Annotated in this window: 25 protein-coding genes, 2 tRNA genes and 1 rRNA gene; 12 read left to right on the plus strand and 16 right to left on the minus strand. The window is 27.3% G+C overall.

Translation table 4 applies throughout. The features are described from left to right. The first annotated feature begins 7 nt into the window (after positions 1-7). The 3 genes from NPA07_RS04650 (at position 8) to NPA07_RS04660 (ending at position 2,173) form a co-directional block, all read left to right on the plus strand. A complete protein-coding gene (locus NPA07_RS04650) occupies positions 8-952 on the plus strand; it encodes a hypothetical protein (protein ID WP_126118331.1) in 945 nt (314 codons plus the stop codon). A gap of 41 nt (positions 953-993) precedes the next feature. After that, on the plus strand, positions 994-1,236 hold the full coding sequence (locus tag NPA07_RS04655; protein WP_126118330.1) for a hypothetical protein: 243 nt from the start codon (positions 994-996) through the stop codon (positions 1,234-1,236). 274 nt (positions 1,237-1,510) lie between these two features. Continuing rightward, on the plus strand, positions 1,511-2,173 hold the full coding sequence (locus tag NPA07_RS04660; protein WP_126118329.1) for a restriction endonuclease subunit S: 663 nt from the start codon (positions 1,511-1,513) through the stop codon (positions 2,171-2,173). A 179-nt stretch (positions 2,174-2,352) separates the two neighbouring features. On the opposite strand, the gene NPA07_RS04665 is transcribed toward NPA07_RS04660, so the two are convergent. Then, positions 2,353-3,405, minus strand: coding sequence for a restriction endonuclease subunit S (locus NPA07_RS04665; RefSeq protein WP_164535719.1), 1,053 nt, complete (start codon positions 3,403-3,405; stop codon positions 2,353-2,355). A gap of 63 nt (positions 3,406-3,468) precedes the next feature. Between NPA07_RS04665 and NPA07_RS04670 the strand changes: the two genes are divergently transcribed. Beyond that, positions 3,469-4,008 carry a restriction endonuclease subunit S gene (locus NPA07_RS04670; protein WP_126118327.1) on the plus strand — a complete coding sequence of 180 codons (540 nt, stop codon included), beginning with the start codon at positions 3,469-3,471 and terminating at the stop codon, positions 4,006-4,008. A gap of 8 nt (positions 4,009-4,016) precedes the next feature. Here the strand turns inward: NPA07_RS04670 and NPA07_RS04675 are convergent, their stop codons facing one another. Then, positions 4,017-5,495 (minus strand): type I restriction-modification system subunit M, encoded by a 1,479-nt coding sequence (locus NPA07_RS04675; RefSeq protein ID WP_126118326.1) that lies wholly within the window; start codon positions 5,493-5,495, stop codon positions 4,017-4,019. A 90-nt stretch (positions 5,496-5,585) separates the two neighbouring features. Here NPA07_RS04675 and NPA07_RS04680 point away from each other — a divergent pair, with 90 nt between their 5' ends. Then, on the plus strand, positions 5,586-8,741 hold the full coding sequence (locus tag NPA07_RS04680; RefSeq protein ID WP_126118325.1) for a type I restriction endonuclease subunit R: 3,156 nt from the start codon (positions 5,586-5,588) through the stop codon (positions 8,739-8,741). Positions 8,742-8,818: 77 nt separating this feature from the next. On the opposite strand, the gene NPA07_RS04685 is transcribed toward NPA07_RS04680, so the two are convergent. From NPA07_RS04685 to dcm, 3 genes are all read right to left on the minus strand, one after another. Then, a complete protein-coding gene (locus NPA07_RS04685) occupies positions 8,819-9,304 on the minus strand; it encodes a hypothetical protein (protein ID WP_126118324.1) in 486 nt (161 codons plus the stop codon). A gap of 274 nt (positions 9,305-9,578) precedes the next feature. Then, positions 9,579-10,265: an NgoBV family restriction endonuclease gene (locus tag NPA07_RS04690; RefSeq protein WP_235659546.1), complete on the minus strand. Its 687-nt coding sequence runs from the start codon at positions 10,263-10,265 to the stop codon at positions 9,579-9,581. Positions 10,266-10,382: 117 nt separating this feature from the next. Continuing rightward, positions 10,383-11,705, minus strand: coding sequence for a DNA (cytosine-5-)-methyltransferase (gene dcm / locus NPA07_RS04695; protein ID WP_126118323.1), 1,323 nt, complete (start codon positions 11,703-11,705; stop codon positions 10,383-10,385). Positions 11,706-11,976: 271 nt separating this feature from the next. Here dcm and rrf point away from each other — a divergent pair. Beyond that, positions 11,977-12,083, plus strand: a 5S ribosomal RNA gene (gene rrf / locus NPA07_RS04700). Positions 12,084-12,596: 513 nt separating this feature from the next. On the opposite strand, the gene NPA07_RS04705 is transcribed toward rrf, so the two are convergent. From NPA07_RS04705 to NPA07_RS04730, 6 genes are all read right to left on the minus strand, one after another. Beyond that, a complete protein-coding gene (locus NPA07_RS04705) occupies positions 12,597-12,866 on the minus strand; it encodes a hypothetical protein (protein ID WP_256553166.1) in 270 nt (89 codons plus the stop codon). Then, positions 12,806-12,943, minus strand: a complete 138-nt coding sequence (locus NPA07_RS04710; protein ID WP_256553071.1) for a hypothetical protein — start codon at positions 12,941-12,943, stop codon at positions 12,806-12,808. The genes NPA07_RS04705 and NPA07_RS04710 overlap by 61 nt, the downstream gene beginning before the upstream one ends. A gap of 107 nt (positions 12,944-13,050) precedes the next feature. Beyond that, the gene (locus NPA07_RS04715; protein WP_256553167.1) at positions 13,051-13,179 is read right to left on the minus strand and encodes a hypothetical protein; all 129 of its coding nucleotides are present in this window, start codon (positions 13,177-13,179) and stop codon (positions 13,051-13,053) included. After that, positions 13,158-13,328 (minus strand): hypothetical protein, encoded by a 171-nt coding sequence (locus NPA07_RS04720; protein ID WP_256553168.1) that lies wholly within the window; start codon positions 13,326-13,328, stop codon positions 13,158-13,160. The genes NPA07_RS04715 and NPA07_RS04720 overlap by 22 nt, the downstream gene beginning before the upstream one ends. A 75-nt stretch (positions 13,329-13,403) precedes the next feature. Next, positions 13,404-13,766: a hypothetical protein gene (locus tag NPA07_RS04725; RefSeq protein ID WP_256553111.1), complete on the minus strand. Its 363-nt coding sequence runs from the start codon at positions 13,764-13,766 to the stop codon at positions 13,404-13,406. Then, entirely contained in the window at positions 13,721-14,059 is a 339-nt protein-coding gene (locus NPA07_RS04730; protein WP_256553169.1) for a hypothetical protein, read from the minus strand. Before NPA07_RS04730 ends, NPA07_RS04725 begins: the two co-directional genes overlap by 46 nt. Before the next feature lie 293 nt (positions 14,060-14,352). Between NPA07_RS04730 and NPA07_RS04735 the strand changes: the two genes are divergently transcribed. Next, positions 14,353-14,436: transfer RNA gene (locus tag NPA07_RS04735), tRNA-Leu, on the plus strand. A gap of 162 nt (positions 14,437-14,598) precedes the next feature. Here the strand turns inward: NPA07_RS04735 and NPA07_RS04740 are convergent. The 5 genes from NPA07_RS04740 to NPA07_RS04760 all read right to left on the minus strand — a co-directional run bounded on the left by NPA07_RS04740 (position 14,599) and on the right by NPA07_RS04760 (position 17,755). Continuing rightward, positions 14,599-14,675: transfer RNA gene (locus tag NPA07_RS04740), tRNA-Ile, on the minus strand. 60 nt (positions 14,676-14,735) lie between these two features. Further along, positions 14,736-15,158: a 30S ribosomal protein S9 gene (gene rpsI, locus NPA07_RS04745; RefSeq protein WP_126118322.1), complete on the minus strand. Its 423-nt coding sequence runs from the start codon at positions 15,156-15,158 to the stop codon at positions 14,736-14,738. Between the two features lies 1 nt (position 15,159). Beyond that, positions 15,160-15,594, minus strand: coding sequence for a 50S ribosomal protein L13 (gene rplM, locus NPA07_RS04750; protein ID WP_126118321.1), 435 nt, complete (start codon positions 15,592-15,594; stop codon positions 15,160-15,162). A 149-nt stretch (positions 15,595-15,743) separates the two neighbouring features. Next, positions 15,744-16,739 (minus strand): UDP-glucose 4-epimerase GalE, encoded by a 996-nt coding sequence (gene galE / locus NPA07_RS04755; RefSeq protein WP_126118320.1) that lies wholly within the window; start codon positions 16,737-16,739, stop codon positions 15,744-15,746. An 8-nt stretch (positions 16,740-16,747) separates the two neighbouring features. Beyond that, the gene (locus NPA07_RS04760) at positions 16,748-17,755 is read right to left on the minus strand and encodes a glycosyltransferase family 2 protein (protein WP_126118319.1); all 1,008 of its coding nucleotides are present in this window, start codon (positions 17,753-17,755) and stop codon (positions 16,748-16,750) included. Positions 17,756-17,902: 147 nt separating this feature from the next. Between NPA07_RS04760 and NPA07_RS04765 the strand changes: the two genes are divergently transcribed. From NPA07_RS04765 to NPA07_RS04785, 5 genes are all read left to right on the plus strand, one after another. After that, positions 17,903-18,043 carry a hypothetical protein gene (locus tag NPA07_RS04765; RefSeq protein ID WP_256553090.1) on the plus strand — a complete coding sequence of 47 codons (141 nt, stop codon included), beginning with the start codon at positions 17,903-17,905 and terminating at the stop codon, positions 18,041-18,043. A 5-nt stretch (positions 18,044-18,048) separates the two neighbouring features. Continuing rightward, positions 18,049-18,300 carry a hypothetical protein gene (locus tag NPA07_RS04770; protein WP_256553091.1) on the plus strand — a complete coding sequence of 84 codons (252 nt, stop codon included), beginning with the start codon at positions 18,049-18,051 and terminating at the stop codon, positions 18,298-18,300. A gap of 42 nt (positions 18,301-18,342) precedes the next feature. Further along, positions 18,343-18,978 carry a DDE-type integrase/transposase/recombinase gene (locus NPA07_RS04775; protein WP_256553170.1) on the plus strand — a complete coding sequence of 212 codons (636 nt, stop codon included), beginning with the start codon at positions 18,343-18,345 and terminating at the stop codon, positions 18,976-18,978. A gap of 69 nt (positions 18,979-19,047) precedes the next feature. Then, positions 19,048-19,308: a hypothetical protein gene (locus NPA07_RS04780; protein WP_256553171.1), complete on the plus strand. Its 261-nt coding sequence runs from the start codon at positions 19,048-19,050 to the stop codon at positions 19,306-19,308. Then, a complete protein-coding gene (locus NPA07_RS04785) occupies positions 19,248-19,517 on the plus strand; it encodes a hypothetical protein (RefSeq protein WP_256553166.1) in 270 nt (89 codons plus the stop codon). The genes NPA07_RS04780 and NPA07_RS04785 overlap by 61 nt, the downstream gene beginning before the upstream one ends. Positions 19,518-19,721 lie beyond the last annotated feature (204 nt).

Here is a 19,721-nt window from a genome sequence, read left to right on the forward strand (position 1 = left end):
AACAAAAATGAAAAAAACAATATACGAAATTGAAGCATGAGTATGTAACAATAAATTAACAACTAATATTTATAGAAAATTTTTGATTAACTCAGATTTAAACATAATGGAATTAGGAGTAATTACTCTTTCAAGTTTTAGAATAAATTTTTTGTCATTTCCTGATATTTATTTTATAAATAAAACTGTCAAAAAGAAACTTGAAGAATTTGCCAAAAAAGACGATATAACAATGAATGATTTAATGAAATATACAGATAGTTTTATTGGTTCTCATTGAGATGAATCATATCAATATGAATTCGGAGCTGCAGAATATTATAAAGAAAAAAATGGTTTTGAATTACCTAAAAGATTTAATCCAAAACCACCAACAACAAAAATTAAAAAGGTTCTTCCAAATGTCGATGATTGAATTTTACTTTATTACAAAGAAGTAGAGATTTACTTATCTGTTAAAGACATTAAGAAAAATCAAGAGATAAATGATGATGAATTTCAATTAGAAAAATATTATTTCAAGGTTTTAGATGCTAAATATTATGGTTTTGTTGAAACTGAGAATTATAGATTGATTGCAGACAATAACGATGACTTTAAGAAAATATTCGATAGGTTTACTTGTGATAAATTACAATGACCAAGCAACAGGTTATTAAAAAAGGTAAGTGGTTTAACATATATGAGTGATGACGAACATATAGCATTTTTAATGAAAATAGCAAAAGAATATAACGGTGTTCTAAAATACGATGTTGGTGCAAAAAATTGGCCTAAGGGTTATAATAAACCAACAAAAGAAAATAAGAGTAAAAAATTACATAACATCATTGATATTGAAACTTTTGATTGTGAAGATGCCAAGATTGATGAACTTAATCAATATGCACTTGTATGAGCAATCGCGAATATATTAACTATTAATCGTTTTGGTTTTGAAATTCCAGAATAATAAGTGAAATTATTTATTTGTTAAGAAATAAAATTAAAATATTGGCAAAGAAACAAAAAACAATATATGAAATTGAAACAACAATTAAAAGCATGAATCCTAAACTAGAACCATATAGAAAATTTTTTATTAATTCAGATATAAACATTATGGAATTGAAACTAATTACTGCTTTTCTTTTTAGAACTTGTTTCTTATTGCATTCTGACTTTTATTTTGAAGGAAGGTGCACTTTTTATAGAACAGCAATGTTTGCTGATTATTCAACTGAGAAGCATAAATAAGGAATTTATGAGTCATATGAATATGAGTATAGAGAGTATGAAACATATAGAAAAAATATGGCTTTTAAATGCGAAAACTTCCTAATGCAAAATCACCAGATAAAAAATTCAAGATGTTCTTCCAAAAGTCGAGAGTCAAATCAATCTACATTACAAAGACACAGCCATTGACATAAGAGTAAAAAAACGGATATCATAAGATCATGTGGCTATTTTGCCTCAGAAAAAAATAATGAAGATTTTATAAGTCTTCATTATTTTTTGAATTTACGTGTTGGTAATAGACATTATAGGAAGTATTGATGATTTGATTGAGAAATATGAAGAATTATTTATCGCCTTTAGGGATTATTTGTCTCTTTTTTACAAATGAATTAGTGAGAAGTCATCCTTAAAAGTTGAACTATCGGAAATGGTATATAAAACAGGAAAAAATGTAAAAAAATATGAATGATTCAATAATAATGTGATAGATTTATCAACTATGAAAAGTAATAATATTTGTATTAATGAATTTTCTAATGGCAATAAATTTAAAACAAATATAAAAACATATAATGGTGACTTATTATATGGCTCTATAAGACCTTATTTTAAGAAAGCCGGATTTTCAACGAATGCAAAGTTTGTTTGTGGAACAGTTTATTCATTTAACTCTTATAAGCCAGAATATTTTGTTTACCTTCTCTCAGTGATTTCAAGCGATGATTTTCATAAATTTACGTCACAGAATTCTAAAGGAACAAAAATGCCAGTAATTTCATGAAAAGACCTTATTAGATATAAATTTCTTTGTCCTAATGATAAAGATTTACTAGAATTTAATAATAAATTAATAGATCTTTTTAACCTAATTAAATCAAAAATGATTAGAATTAAATTTCTAAAAAAAATAAAAGAATTATTTTTGAATCATTTTTTTAAAAAGAATGATTAAAAGAAAAAAGCCTAAAAATAAAGTGAACCCCTAAAGTTGTACAAAAGAACTTTGGGGGTTCACTTCACGGACTCCGCTTGATAAAAATAATCGAATATTTTATAATTTTTTTGTACAAGATTTGGGTTTCACATCAAAATTAACCTAATTTATTTGATAATTTCTATTTTTTTACTTATTTACATCATGAATTTCTTGGCAAAGAATCGATGCAAAAAATATTTTTTTGCTTTGCAAAGGGCGTTGATTTTTCGTTTTATTGATATCATTTTCTCATAAAATATAGAATTTTCGCCTTCAAATTCTTCTAATTGTTTATGAATGTAGTTTATTCTTATATGTTTTAAATCATTTAGTGCCAAATTTTGCTGTACACTTCCTTTTCCTAAATTACTAATAAGTTTTTCATTCATAATAAACCAGCAATAAACAAAAGTTTTATATTCTGTTTTTAAATTCAAGACTCTTTGATTTAATATGCAATTATTTTCATCTACAACCCCAACTCTTCCAATGTTTCCAGTCATTGTTAAGAGAATATCTCCAACATTTAGCACTGATGAATAATTATTAGAAGATGGTGTACAGAAAAACGTGTTTTCTGTTGAAAAACCGTTTTCAGTTACATTCTTTATAGTAATTATTTTGTGGCTACCTGAATTAGAAATCTCACTATTTTTAAATGAATAACCATTTTTAAATGAAACAATTGAATTTAACAGGATTGTTTCATTTTTTTCTTCCATCAATAAGAAATTTTTTAGTAAAAAACTATTGGTTTTTTCTATTATTTCTCTATATTTCTCAATCAAATCATCAATACTTCCTATAATGTCTATTATGTATTGTTGTGTTGATAGGTCAGGCACATCAATTTCGATGCTTTGGATTAGTGGTAGTCTTAAAGAAGGTACGGTTGAACCAACAGCAACTCTTTTAAAATAACCATTATTTTTAATAAGAAAATAATATAAATACTTTGGAATAACAATATTTTTATTGAAATTCATTAATGAATAACAACGTTGATGTAAGTCAAATTTTCCATTATAGTATCTTGGAATGAATTCTTTTCCTTCGCCAGGTATTATTATTGATTCTTCATCAAAAATAAATTTTGGGGATCTTTTGACATTTTCGGACCTATCAAATAATGGGTATAAGCCATCTTCAACTGCATCAACAGAATTTGATTTTCCAGTTTTTATGCTGCAAACATCTTTAAGTTTCATTTTTTTGTCTCCCGCAACTATAAAAATAGCTAATGAATTAATTGTATTGTGAAAGGAAATTATATGAGAAAAGTTAGTCTTGAACAAATATCTTATAATAATAAAGGAAGTTATGGGATTCCTGCACCCGCTATTGATAAGGAATCTGTAAATGATATATCATATCTGAGAATTACTGATATTTCAGATGATGGAATAATTCCATCAAAATTGCCAAAAACAATAGATGTTCATAAAAATAAAAATTACGAAAATTATTTTGTTAATAAAAATGATTTACTAATTGCCAGAACCGGGTATTTAGGCAGAAACTATTTTTGCAATATTAATAACCCTAAAATGGTTTATGGTGGCTATTTAATTAAGTTCTCAATTATCAAAACTGAAGAATTAATTCCTTTGTATGTAAAATATTTTTTTCAATCTGAAATATGCAAAAAACAAATATTATCACTCAGTGGTAGAGGATCAGCAATAGATGGAATTAATGAAAAATTAATGAGACAGATTAAGATTCCATTACCTGACCTATCAACACAACAATACATAATAGACATTATAGGAATGTTGAGCAAAATCCTACTATCTTTACTACCTAAATAAACTTTAAACTATAAATTTTTCTTAAGAATTTCAACAACTTTCTTTTCCAATTCTGCACTTTCTTCAAATAACTTTAACAACTCTTGTGAAGATTCTTTAATTTTTGCTTTTAATTCTTCCTGCGTCATTTTTGGCTCCGAATCAAAACCAACATATCTTCCTGGAACTAACGAATAATCATTTTCTTTAATTTCGTCAAATGTTGCTACCTTGCAAAAACCTTGAACATCTTTATACTCTGAACTGTTGTTTTTTCAATTTAAATATGTTGAACTAATTTTTTCAATATCTTGTTGTGTTAATTCTCTACTTTTTTTATCTATCAATGTACCCAGTTCTCTGGCATCAATAAATAGAACATTTTTATCACCTTTATTTTTTCTTAAAAATCAAAGACAAGCAGGAACTCCGGTTGTATAGAACAGTTTAGTTGGTAGTGAAACAATAGCATCTACAACACCAGCTTCAAGCATATTTTTTCTAATTTCTACTTCCTTATCATCACTAGTACTTAATGAACCATTAGCCATAACAAATCCAGCTATTCCTTTATGATTCAACTTTGAATACATATGTTGAATTCAAGCATAATTCGCATTTCCCGGATCAACTGGTCCAAATTCTCATCTTGGATCAGCTTCAAGATCTGCTGAATAGTAATCCTTGATATTAAATGGCGGATTAGCAATAATATAATCAAATTTAATGTTTTTATGCATATCATTCTTAAATGTATCTGCGGCCGATGTGCCTAAGTTAGGCATTAATCCTCTAATAATTAAATTCAATTTAGCAATTCTTCAAGTTTCGGCATTTAATTCTTGCCCATAAATTGACAATTTAGATGAATCTTGATTGTTTTGCTTTAAAAATGCACTTGTTTGAACAAACATACCACCTGAACCACAACAAGGGTCATAAATTCTGCCAACTTTTGGATCAAGCATTCTAATTAATAAGTCAACAATACACTTTGGAGTAAAAAATTCTCCGCCTTTTTCTCCAAGTTTTCTAGCAAATCGACCCATAAAATATTCATATGTTTTTCCAATAAAGTCTCCGTCTTCAAGATCGAGTTTTAAATGGTTAGAAAACTCTTCAAATAGATCACCTAACTTTGATTTATCAACTGATGAAGTTGCATATATTTTAGGCAGAATTCCATTAAGTTCCGGATTCTTCTTTTCAATTAAAATAAAAGCATTATCAATTTTTTCGCCTATTTCCTCTGTTTTAGAAAATTTAGCTATTTCTCTTCAATTTGCTTCATTAGGAATAATTAAAACATTGTTTGCAATATATGCGTCATCATCATCTTCGAGACCAAAGCCTTCAGCAATTAATTCTTCTCGTTGTTTGTCATATTTTTCTGAAACATATTTTAGAAAAATTAAACCTAAACATATGTTCATATATTGAGATGGTGCAATACTTCCTCTCAATTTAACAGCTGCATCTCAAAGCACATTTTCATCAAAAAAAGCCATATGAACCCCTTTATTTTGTTTATAAATTATTATGTTAATTTTACTAAAATAAAAAGACAATGTTAAATTAATTTATAATTTAAAACTAATATGAGTAATTTAAAAAATAGTAGTAGTGAAAGAAAAGTTAGAGAGAATCTAATTGAGGAAAATTTTGTTTCATTATTAGTTAAACAAGATTATGAAAATATAAGCTTTGATTCACAATGAGTACTTGATAGAAACTTAGATCAATATATTAATTTTGAACTCCTTGAAGAGCGTCTTAAAAAGATTAACTCAAATATTGACCAATATTTTATTAACCAAGTTTTCTCTAAATTAAAAAAAATAAATAATCCGTCGTTATTTGAAACAAATAAGGCATTTCATAATTTTTTAATCAATGGAATAACTATTGATGATGATAAAAATAAAATTAGTAAGTTGATAAAACTTATTGATTTTGATAATCCACATAATAATACATTTCAGGTTGTTAGACAACTTAAATGTCGTGAAAGTAACAATTTAAGAATACCTGATGTAATTATTTATGTTAATGGGTTGCCACTAGTCATTGTTGAACTTAAGAATTTTGGAGATGAACAAAATAAAGTTTCTTTAAATGAGGCCTACAAACAACTAGGCAGCAACAGTGAAAAAGATGGTTATCGCTTTGATATTCCTGGACTTTTTCACACAAATGCGTTTTTGGTAATAGGTGATGGAGCAACTTTTAAGGTTGGAACACTAACTTCAAAGATAGAACGTTATTCAATTTGAAAAAGTGTTGCAGGTGAAAAACCTTATGATGTTGATACAAATCAAATCCAAACATTAATTAATGGTTTATTTAATAAACAAAGGCTGCTAGATGTCATTAAGAATAATTTGTTTTTTATAAAAACAAATAAAGAAAAACCAGTTAAAATTCTTGCTCAGTATCACCAATATTTCGGTGTTATTAAAGCACTAGAAAAAATTAATTCTCATATTAAGCCAAATGGTGATGGTAAGGCTGGTGTTATTTGACATACACAAGGTAGCGGAAAATCATTTTCAATGTTAATGCTGGCTCATAGATTAATGACTTCGGTTCATTATTCTAATCCAACAATTGTGGTTTTAACTGACAGAAATGAACTAGATGACCAATTATTTACTACTTTTTCAAGTGCAAGTGAGTTTTTAAGAACTACACCAATTCAAGTTAACTCTAAAAAAGAGTTATCAGAACTTGTTAACTCTACTAAATATGGCAAAATAATATTTACAACTGTTCAAATGTTTATTAATAATGAAATGATAGACAAAAATGAACGTAATAACATTATTGTAATTGCCGACGAGGCTCATAGATCTCATTTTGGAATTAATGAAGAAATTAAATATAAAAAATCAAGAGTCAATGATGATGAGTTAGATAGAATCTCTCATTTTGGTATTGAACACCAAATTAGACAAGCATTTCCTAATGCAACATTTTTAGGTTTTACTGGAACTCCAGTTGTTTCAAGACACAAATCAATTTATGACATTTATGGTGGCTTAATTGATGTCTATGATATGTGACAGTCTGTTGAAGATGGTTCTACTGTTACAATATATTATGAAAAAAGATATACACAATTTAGTGCTAAAGCAGATGTACTAAAAGAAATTGACAAATGTTATGAACAAGCTTCAAGCGAACTAGATGAAGAACAAATTAGCCATTCAAAAGCTAAAATGACTAAGTTATACAATATACTTGAAGACCCTGACATTATTAATGAACTTACAAAGAATATTTTAAGCCACTATGAAAAAAGAAAAGTTTTACTAAATGGTAAGGCAATGATAGTTGCCTTTAGTCGAAAAAGTGCTTTTATGATTTACCAAGAAATCTTAAAATTGAAGCCCGAATTACGGGATCAAATTGCTTGCATTTGTACAAATAGTAATAAAGATACTGAAGAGATGCACAAAGTTTTTGGTAATGAAGATTATAGAGATAACATTAAAAATGAATTTAAAAAAGATGATAGCAAAATAAAAATTATCATTGTTTGCGATATGTTATTAACTGGTTATGATGTGCCAGACTTAGATACAATGTACATCTTTAAAAAGATGTCAGATCACAATTTAATGCAAGCTGTGGCTCGTGTTAATAGAACATATCCAAATAAGATTGCGGGTTTAATTGTCGACTATATTGGAATTAAAAAAGAATTAGATAAAGCAATTGACGACTTTACTGAAAGAGATCGAAAAATTAATTTCAAGAACATTAAAGCAGATGCATATCAAATTCTTTGCGAATATTTAGAAAAAATTGAGGAAATTTTTTCTAAAAACAATTATGAAGATAAATTTGATAAAATTAACGAAAACCGCTATGAAAAAGTTCGAAATGCCGCAAACCTTATAATTGAATTAAAACTTGAAAAAGATTATTTAATGTATTCTAAATCATTAAAAAAAGCCTATACAATTTGTAGCACAATAATAGAAGATGACTATGAAAATTCAAAGATTATATTCTTTTTAGAAATCAGAAGCTTCCTGCTAAAAATTAATGAGGGTTATGCAGCAATTTCAATTGATGAATTAAATGAAAATGTAAAACAATTAATGAATGAAGCAGTTCAATGTGATGAATATAAAACACTGCAAAAATACGTTGATAAGAATAACTCACAAAGCATTCAAGTTTTACTTGACCCTAATAAGTTGGCACAACTTAGAAAAACTCATAAGAAGCACATTTATGAAGTAATGCTTCAAAACTTATTAAAGACTTCTATTGCTAAATTTAGAAAAGTTAACTACATTAAAGCAGAACAATTTAGCGAAAAACTAATAGATCTAATAAATCAATATAACAAAAAACAAAAAGATTCAATAGATTCTCAATTTATAGAAGATAGTTTTGTTAGGTTAGCAAAAGATATACTTGAGAATTCTAACGAAGCAGAAATTAAAGGGCTAGACTATCGTGAAAAGGCTTTCTATACTGCTTTAATAAATAATGAATCAGCACGAGAAGAACTTGATGAACCAACACTTAAATTGATGGCACATGAACTTAGAGAAATAATTGAAAAAGTAATCGAAATCCCTGATTGGCAAATAAGAGATAACATAAAATCTGGCCTTAAAACAAAAATAAAAAAATTATTGAAAATATATAAATATCCACCTAAATTTGAAAACAAAGCAATTTTAGACGTTATTAAACAAGCCAATTATTTAATAGACGGAGATGATGAATATTATTAGAAAAATTCAGCAATGTTTGTTTGCTGAATTTTAAATTTACTTAATATGCTGTTTTATAGCCACTTTGCAATAATTAATTACTCAACATTTCTATATGATTTTTCTAGGTTTGAATAAAACTTGTCTTGTTCTTCTTTACTTAATTTAAGTAGACTTTTATCGAGTTTAAAGTCACGGATTCATTTTCTTACAGCTTGTGGTGTTGGTTTTGCTTCAATTCCTTCAACTTGTTTAATAGATGCATATTTTAAATAATTTAATGTGTACACTTTGATTATTTCTATATCATATCTAATTCTTCCCTTAACCAAATCATCGTGGAAGTATGTTATTCTTTCTCTTATTCTTTTATCATTGATAAATTCATATGTTGTTACATTTAAATCAAATGTACCAGCAGGAGTAAATCATTCCTTAATATAGCGTTTTGAAATTCTTCATTTTGGTTGCCATTTAAATCTTAATTTTGTTCTAAATTCTTCTTCTTTTTTATTAGCGTTAATTGTTCTATTATTGTAATACTCATACAAAGGGTGTTCTTTATTTACTAGTTTATCATTCATATTTGATCTCCTTATTGCTAAAATCAATGGTCAAATTATATATTAAATTTGACTGTGTGCAAATGATTTATTTACCTATAAAACAGACTTATATATAAAATATATAAAAGCAATTAGATTTATGAAAATTGTGTTTCATAATGGAGTTACTAAATATAAGATATGTTTAAAATCTTCGCTAACAAAAATCAATAAAATTATTTTTGATAATTACAAAAGTTAGTTGTATTCGCTAAATTCTTTTTAGTTAATATTGTTTTAACAAAAATCGTGATTAAAACTTAATTTCAGTACCGCAATAATTTTTGTAACTTATTTTAAATCTTTCCTTTCATCTATTAGCAATTTCAACTCCTTTATACATTTTCTCAGTTTCATATATCGCATTTAGAAATTGTTCCTTGTTTGCAAAAGGAACTTGAGCATTGTTTTTGAACCTACTATTAGGCCTTATATTATAGATTGTATTTCTTTTAACTTGGACCTTTAATGGGTATCTATTTCCTGAACCTGCTATTTCTCAAATTTTCATCAGTCAAGCATTATTAATAGTTATTGTTCCCCTTTTATCCATTTGATAAGAAAAAATAATATAATCAGCATTTAATCTATAAGGCTCAGAAACAATTGAATTTATAAAGGATTCATAATTTGCAATATCAAATGATGGAGCAATAGTACAGTTAAATGTTTTGATTTCTAACATATTATTTTGTTTATCATTCATGCTCAAATAGAAGTCTGGAAATTCCTGCGTGGTTTTTGGCATATCAAAATAAATATTCTTATTCATTAGTCAAACCTTTAATCAATTTTGTATACTTATGCCAACAATATCCAGCGAATCAATTATTGCTTTTATTCCTGATAATTCAAATACTATTTTCCCTTTTTTATGCAATATGTCTGCTTTTAACATATTAAATATGTCTATTACACTTCTTTCCATTTTATTATTCATATTTCACTCTCCAGAATAAACCTTTTCAAAATTATTCTGTAATAAGAAAAACTGGAAAAAATATAGGATAATAAATAAAAAAACAATGTGTTACATAAATCACACATTTTGCTTAAATTATTCCAAACACTTTAATAATCTTTTAGATAGTTCATAAATAACAGGAACCACAACCGTGTTTCCTAGTAAATCAAAAGATTTTTTTAGCCCACTTATATTATCCTCAAACATATCCAATTTATATCATTCTGGGTAACCAAATAATTTTAAACACTCATCTATTGTTAGATGTCTAATTCCATCATTATCAACTACACCAAGTTTAATAACATCTGTTGCAACTAGAGTTGGTGCTACTGAATTAGAATCCAATATCTTTGTAAATTCATAACTCAGTTTTCCACTAACTATGTTATATCCTTTTGGCTTACTTTCATCATATATTCATTGTGCAACATTAGAATTGTTAATTTGAACATAAATCTTCTTTTTAGGATGTTCATGAACTAAATAATTTTTATTGACCATATCATCTAACATATGTTTAAGTTTATTTGAATCATGAAAAGTTGAAATTTGTTCTATATTTAATGGCATTCCATCCATTCAGTCAATATTTAATTCTTTGGCTCAGTGTTTTTTTCTCCTTTGTCTAAATAACTTTTCTATTAAAATAACTTGTTCATCGCTTAAATTACCTTTTAGACCAATCGTCCAACTGTGAATATTATTTTTACCACCACGCTTGTCTTTTATTGCTTTGCCATTCAATTCACTAGCTTTAAAATTTGATAAAAGACAGCGAGTAAAATGACTATCCACACACTTTAAACCCTTGGTTAGAATATCCTTAAGTTTTTTGCTTTTAATTTCAAAATTATCCATATCAACATACTTGTTTAAGGTGCCTAAAATATAAATTCTTTTTCTGCTTTGAGCAACCCCAAAATCCTGAGAATCCAAAACTTTTCAATTAACAAAATAACCTAAACTTTTAAGTTTTTGCAAAATTACACTAAATGTTCTGCCTATTTTGTCATTCTTATTTACTTTGTCATGAACTACTAAATTTTCAACATTTTCCAACAAAAATCCATAAGGTTTTTTGCTTTTTAGAATTTTTTCAATTTCAAAAAATAATGTTCCTCTTGTATCTAAAAATCCAAGGCCTTTGCCAGCTGAACTGAATGATTGACAAGGAAAACCAGCTAACAAAAAGTCAAAGTCTTCCATATGGTTGGCATTTACTTTTGTAATATTGCCTACTAAATTATTATGGCTAAAATTTCTCTTCAAAACTTTTAAAGCACTATCCTTAATTTCAGAGGTTAATATACATTGAGTTCTGAAACCTAATTCTTTTGCTGCTTGTTCAAAACCTAATCTAATTCCACCCATACCTGAAAAAAGATCAATAAATTTAATAACTTTATTTGACATTACATTTCTCCCATAAATAGATTCTAGTAACTTGCAATTGGAAAATAATTTATAAAAACTTCTTTATTAATTATAACAATTCACTTTAAAATACAATAGACAGGTAAGAAAAAACATTTTTTGCTTTTGACGGTTTGTTAAAAAAGTTTGATATTTCTTCATAATTAAAATTATTTTTACAATTATTATTTTTGCTAATAAACTTCACAAAAAATTTTTTTAAAAAAATAAAAATTTTTCTTGTCTTTTTAAAAATCCATGATAAAATAATATCAGTGGTTATAGCGAAGGGGACCCACCTGATTCCATTCCGAACTCAGTAGTTAAGCCCTTTAGTGCCGACGATACCAGAGATGGGAAAATAGGGAGCTGCTATTTTTTTTACCTTTTTTTGGCCAAAAATTAAAAAAATGCTTTTCAAAAATTGATAATTTTCTTCTATTTTGTCCAATTTTTAAGGTTGTAAAAATTATAGCCAAAACACATAAAAGTTTGGCTATTTTTTTAACCAAAACAGCAAAAAAATGTGTTATTTTTTTGTTTTTGTGTGTACAACATTAAGGTTTACCGCATTTTTTAAATGTTAAATTACATTTTTTTAAAATTTTGCATATTAAAACATACAACATCATTAAGAAGTTGCTTTTAATTAATTCATTTTGTCTTCAATCCTAAAGTTTTTTCATAACTTTTGGGGATTGACATCATTTGTTAATTTCTTTTAAATATTCTTCAATCAACAAATAAATTGTTGATTGAAATAAAAAATAACTTATTTAATAAGTATTGAGCCGTTGGCTCTTATTAAGACCTGTCGGTCTTAAGAAGCAAAACTTTTTTTGTCTTGTCAGACAGGCTTTCTTCTTTTAAAAAAGAAGAAACAAGAAAAACTTACTTAAATGATTTGTAATTAGCGTCAATAAATTCCTTCATTTCTTTTGTAATATCATTTAACTTTTCAAGATTTTCACTTAATAGTTTTTTAATAAATTCAATGTCTTTATTGTTTGGGTTTGCAGAATTCTTAAATATATTTTCAAGTTTTTCAAATGTACTGGATGTTCATGTTCTATTATGAAGCATGGTTTTAATTGTAGCTCTTACACCTTGATGTTGTGGATCAAGATTTTTTGATATTGCATATACATCGATTGCACTCAATTCGTTTCCTTTCGGTACTCTGGCTTCATATTTTCTTTTCCCTCAACAAAGAATAATTTATTTTCAGGAGTTACCATGCTTTGCCTCTCCACTTTCAAACATAGAAACCCTAGCGCCATTATTATCAAATGGAGCAAGATATTTGTTGTCATATCTCACAGTATGATTAACTATTTTTCTTTAATTACAAGATTCATCTCTTCTTCAAAAATTTCAGTATTTGGCTTTCTAAAAACATTTGATTTTTACTTACTGCTTCGGCCTTTTTAAATTGTTTGTTGTATTCATCAATTAAAAGTTCAATTTTTCCCAAAAGTCTTCAAAACAGTTGATTCCGTTTGTATGAAAGAATGTTCCTATTCATCTTTGCAATGTTCAAAATGATCTTTCAACATTTGGTTTTACTTTTGGATTGCCGCTTGTTATAAGTTCAATTCCTCTTGCATTTAGCGCTTCTTCCATACTTGTTCTTGTACTATCTGAACCTCAAAAGTTCTTCTTCTATCCGTTATTATTACTTGTGGAATGCCATACCTTTTAAATAATTGTGTTAGAAGATTTTGATATCCAATTGTTGTTTCCTCAATGTCAATTCAGATTGCTAACAAACTTTTTGTTGCCGCATCAACAACGATTATAAATATGGTACTTCTTACTTTCTCCAAAAAGATGAAGTGGTGTTGCATCAATTTCAATAATTTGCCCAAAATCATAGTCAGAACTTTTATTTTGGTAAACACCTTTTAATGGATTTTTATTTAGAATTTTTTCATAAATTTTAATAAACTGTGCCTCGATTTTAGAAATATCTTGACCGTTTTCTAAAAACATTCTTCTTCTCTTAATCTCATTTTTTACTTTTCTCGTTGCATATGAACTGCAATAACCAAGTCTAAGCATTCTTTTATAAAAGGTAGTGAAAGGCAACAATTTTTTTCATCATTAGTAGTTTCATTATTGTAAAAATGCAACAAGGCTACACTAAGATCACCTTTTGATATTTTCTCAATATGTTCCACTAATTCATAATATCTATTAGTTAAATCAATAATAACTGAATCACTTACTTTCACACCCCTAAGTTTATTTTTATTACCATGTGATATACTGATTGCATCTTGGTTATTTGTAGATGCAATCAATATTTGATTTCTATATCTTTTAATTGTTTTTGTTGATGTTCTACAACCCAATTTTCCTAATATTTTTGATATTTCGGCATTTGGTCTATTTCAATATTGTTGAATTTTTTAAATCTAAAATTTTTTTATCTTCATAATCAGTTGTTTTACCTGTATCAACTGCTTGAAATCTGGTTTTAATTACAAGATTTTCCATAATTTAAATTCTCCTTTTTAAAATAATAATTGAAACCTAAAAATGGACAAAATAAAAGATAAAAACAGGGTGGACAAAATAAAATAAAACCATTAAAAATTAAAAAAATGCTTTTCAAAAATAAAACTTCATTTATAATAATTTTAATGCCCAAGTGGTGGAATGGTAGACGCTGTGGACTCAAAATCCACTGGAGAGATCCGTGCAGGTTCAAGTCCTGTCTTGGGCACCAAATCAAAATTGACCTCAAAAGCCTTTTTGGCTTTTTTGTTTTTTATTAGGTCATATGACTTAAAAGTTTAAATGCTTGAATATTATCTAAGAAACAATGTTTTTTTGTATCTGCTTTATCAAAAAAACCCTGTAAAACAGGGTTTTTGATCAAAATGTGATATGGTGCGAACGAATGGACTTGAACCATCGACCTCACGATTATCAGTCGTGTGCTCTAACCAACTGAGCTACGCTCGCATTTAAGTTTTGCTCAAAAATTATATAAGCAAAACTGAAAATTATTATAAAAAAGTGAAATTAACGTTTTGAGAATTGTCTTGCACGACGTGCTTTGTTTAAACCTGGTTTCTTACGTTCAACAACACGAGCATCACGAGTTAGCATACCAGCAGGTTTTAATTTTGCTCTGTATGTGTCTGAAGCTACTAATAGAGCACGAGCAATACCTAAACGGATTGCACCAGCTTGTCCACTTAAACCACCACCTGAAACATTAACAATAATATCAAATTGGCCTTTTGTTTCAGTTAATACTAATGGTTGTTCTGCATCTTGGATAAATAAATTTGATGTTAAGTAAGCAAGGGCTTCACGTTTGTTAATTGTGAATTTACCTTTTCCTGGTCTTAAAATAACACGGGCTGTTGATGACTTACGACGGCCTAAACCTCTGTATTCAACAACTTCTTTTTTGGTAACTTTCTTAGTTGTAGTAGCCATATTATCTTACCTCTAAACTTTCTGGTTTTTGTGCTTGATGATTGTGTTCAGGACCAGCAACAACACTTAGGTTTTTACGTTGTTTATTTCCTAATTTTGTGTGTGGTAACATACCATAGATTGCTTTTTCAACAAGAGCGGTAGGTTTTTTAGCTCTTAATTTTGCAGCTGTGATACTTTTTAGTCCGCCAGGGTAACCTGAATGGTGGTAGTAAATTTTATCTTCTTCTTTTTTTGCTGTTAAAACAACTTTTTCAGCATTAATAACAATTACATAATCACCCATGTCAGCATTTGGTGTATATGTTGGTTTTGTTTTTCCTCTTAACACAGAAGCAACAAACGCAGCTAAACGACCTAAAACTTGGCCTTCAGCATCAACAACATATCAATTTTTGTCAGCTTTTTCTCTGTTTACAATAGTGGTTTGTCTCATGACTTCCTCCTTAAACGTTAATTTAATTTATAAATTGCTTTTTTATTATATATTAAATTATTTTTTAGCAAAATAAATAATTAAGATATTTGCAAAAAATTTGGTACTTTTGCTCTTAATTAATTAAATATTCAACTGTTTTATATTTTTTATTTCAAATGTTTCTTTCTAAATTCTATTTCACTTTGAACAATTTGATCTATCGAAGTCTTAAAATCAATGTTAAATTCAGAACATATTTTCTTGTTTGAAGCAATTAAAATATCAGGATCCCCTGCTCTTCTTGGGCCATACTTTACATTAAGACTTCTATTCAAATTCCTTTCAAAAGATTGCACAATTTCAAGATTTGAAAAACCTTTTGAACTACCTACATTAAAGTAATAAGATTGGTTATTTTGAATCATTTTTTGAGCTACTAAAATATGTATTTTTGCTAAATCAACTACATAAACATAATCCCTAACACATGTTCCATCTGCTGTTTTATAATCATTTCCAAATATTTTAAAATCATTGTTTAGCGAAAAAGCAAAATAACTTATTGCTGGAATTAAGTGAGTTGGTTTAGCATCATTTTTAGTCAAATAACCAATCTTTTTGCTACTTGAAGCTCCTGCAACATTAAAATATCTTAAAAATGAATATCTAAATTTTTCATTTGCTTTAGCAAAATCTTTAATAATTTCTTCGCCAAAATATTTTGTTTTACCATAAGGACTGCATGGTTCCTTAGCATCATCTTCAAAGAAATAACCTTCATGAGTTGAATTATTTCCATAAATAGCCGCAGATGAAGAAAAAACTAAATTATTAACATCATTTTGCTTCATGGCCCTAAGTACATTTACTAAACCCATAATGTTTGTTTCATAATAACTAAGCGGGTTGCTAACACTTTCGCCAACCTTTATTAATCCAGCTAAATAAATAACAATATCAATTTTATTTTCACTAAATACTCTAGTTAATTTTTTAAAATCTAAGATATCACCTTTGATGAATTTGTTTCTTTTATCAACAAATTCTCTAAATCCGGTTGATAAATTGTCATAGACAATTACTTGATTATTAGTTTGAATGTTAAGTTGCTCAGCTACATGGCTTCCAATGTAACCAGCACCACCAATTAATAAATATGTCATTTTGCCTCCTATTTTATAAATTTTTTAATTCCCATATTAAACATAATTTTTGTGGGTAATTTCATATTTGCAATGATTGATTTAAATTTAATATTTGCATAATTTTCGCTTATTTTTTGTCTTATAAGTTTAATAAATTCCTTTTTTTCATCTTTTGGAATAATTCTTAATAGAGCTAAGCAAACTAGATTAATTTCTACAAAACTAGCATATTTAGACAAGTCTATATCTGCTTGCTCAAGAAGTTGAAATTGCTCAATTTTTTGTGTCATTTTTTCATATGCTTCAAATAATAATTCCAACTTTTTACTAATTTTTTCAACATTGGTAGAAAGTGAATTTTTTCTTATGACATATGTAATTGTTTTTTTGTCTAAATATAAAAACCTTGGTTTGGATAAATATAAATAAAACATAAATCGAATATCTTCGTAGATTGAACCTGAAAAACTATCACTATATTTATTGCAAACATCAAGATAAAATTGTCTTCTTATTAATAAACCTCAACGAAAACGCGGGTTGTAAATAAAATATTTAAGATTGTCTTGCTTATCATAATTTTTATATTCTGGAACTTTTGGTAATGGTATTCTTAACTTTTTTCAAAAATTATATGCAAATGTGGTTTTTGTGCTTATTATGTCATATTCCTTTGACATAATAACTTTTTTTAACTCATTCATTGCATTCTTATTGATCATATCATCATCATCAAGAAAGAAAACATATTTACCCTTTGCCTCTTTTATTAAAAGGTCGCTGTTGAAACCAGGACCAACATGAGGGTGGATTTGACTTAAATCAATAACTCTAATTTCAATATCCTTATTTTCGCTTTTATATTTGTTTAAAATTTCAAGTGTTTTGTCACTTGAGTAATCATTAAGGAGCAAAATTTCACAATTGCTTAAATTATTTTTTAGAAGATAATTAAGCGAAAAAATATTTCTTTTCTCAATGTTGTGGCAAGGAATCAAAATACTAATAAGAGGTGCATTATTTAAGTTTTTCATATTTATTAATTATATATTAAAGAGCCAAATTTGGTAATTTTCAACACCACCGTAATGGTTTTATTTTATTTTGTCCACCCTGTTTTTATCTTTTATTTTGTCCATTTTTAGGTTTCAATTATTATTTTAAAAAGGAGAATTTAAATTATGGAAAATCTTGTAATTAAAACCAGATTTCAAGCAGTTGATACAGGTAAAACAACTGATTATGAAGATAAAAAAATTTTAGATTTAAAAAAATTCAACAATATTGAAATAGACCAAATGCCGAAATATCAAAAATATTAGGAAAATTGGGTTGTAGAACATCAACAAAAACAATTAAAAGATATAGAAATCAAATATTGATTGCATCTACAAATAACCAAGATGCAATCAGTATATCACATGGTAATAAAAATAAACTTAGGGGTGTGAAAGTAAGTGATTCAGTTATTATTGATTTAACTAATAGATATTATGAATTAGTGGAACATATTGAGAAAATATCAAAAAGTGATCTTAGTGTAGCCTTGTTGCATTTTTACAATAATGAGCTTTACTAATGATGAAAAAAATTGTTGCCTTTCACTACCTTTTATAAAAGAATGCTTAGACTTGGTTATTGCAGTTCATATGCAACGAGAAAAGTAAAAAATGAGCTTAAGAGAAGAAGAATGTTTTTAGAAAACGGTCAAGATATTTCTAAAATCGAGGCACAGTTTATTAAAATTTATGAAAAAATTCTAAATAAAAATCCATTAAAAGGTGTTTACCAAAATAAAAGTTCTGACTATGATTTTGGGCAAATTATTGAAATTGATGCAACACCACTTCATCTTTTTGGAGAAAGTAAGAAGTACCATATTTATAATGCTGTTGATGCTACAACAAAAAGTTTGTTAGCAATCTGAATTGACATTGAGGAAACAACAATTGGATATCAAAATCTTCTAACACAATTATTTAAAAGGTATGGCATTCCACAAGTAATAATAACGGATAGAAGAAGAACTTTTTGAGGTTCAGATAGTACAAGAACAACTATGGAAGAAGCACTAAATGCAAGAGGAATTGAACTTATAACAAGCAAGCAATCCAAAGGCAAAACCAAATGTTGAAAGATCATTTTGAACATTGCAAAGATGAATAGGAACATTCTTTCATACAAACGGAATCAACTGTTTTGAAGACTTTTTGGGAAAAATTGAACTTTTAATTGATGAATACAACAAACAATTTAAAAAGGCCGAAGCAGTAAGTAAAAATCAAATGTTTTTAGAAAGCCAAATACTGAAATTTTTGAAGAAGAGATGAATCTTGTAATTAAAAGAAAAATAGTTAATCATACTGTGAGATATGACAACAAATATCTTGCTCCATTTGATAATAATGGCGCTAGGGTTTCTATGTTTGAAAGTGGAGAGGCAAAGCTTATGGTAACTCCTGAAAATAAATTATTCTTTGTTGAGGGAAAAGAAAATATGAAGCCAGAGTACCGAAAGGAAACGAATTGAGTGCAATCGATGTATATGCAATATCAAAAAATCTTGATCCACAACATCAAGGTGTAAGAGCTACAATTAAAACCATGCTTCATAATAGAACATGAACATCCAGTACATTTGAAAAACTTGAAAATATATTTAAGAATTCTGCAAACCCAAACAATAAAGACATTGAATTTATTAAAAAACTATTAAGTGAAAATCTTGAAAAGTTAAATGATATTACAAAAGAAATGAAGGAATTTATTGACGCTAATTACAAATCATTTAAGTAAGTTTTTCTTGTTTCTTCTTTTTTTAAAAAGAAGAAAGCCTGTCTGGCAAGACAAAAAGAAGTTTTGCTTCTTAAGACCGACAGGTCTTAATAAGAGCCAACGGCTCAATACTTATTAAATAAGTTATTTTTTATTTCAATCAACAATTTATTTGTTGATTGAAGAATATTTAAAAAGAAATTAACAAATGATGTCAATCCCCAA

It is taken from the genome of Mycoplasmopsis caviae, assembly GCF_024498215.1.
Lineage (GTDB): Bacteria > Bacillota_I > Bacilli_A > Mycoplasmatales > Metamycoplasmataceae > Mycoplasmopsis > Mycoplasmopsis caviae.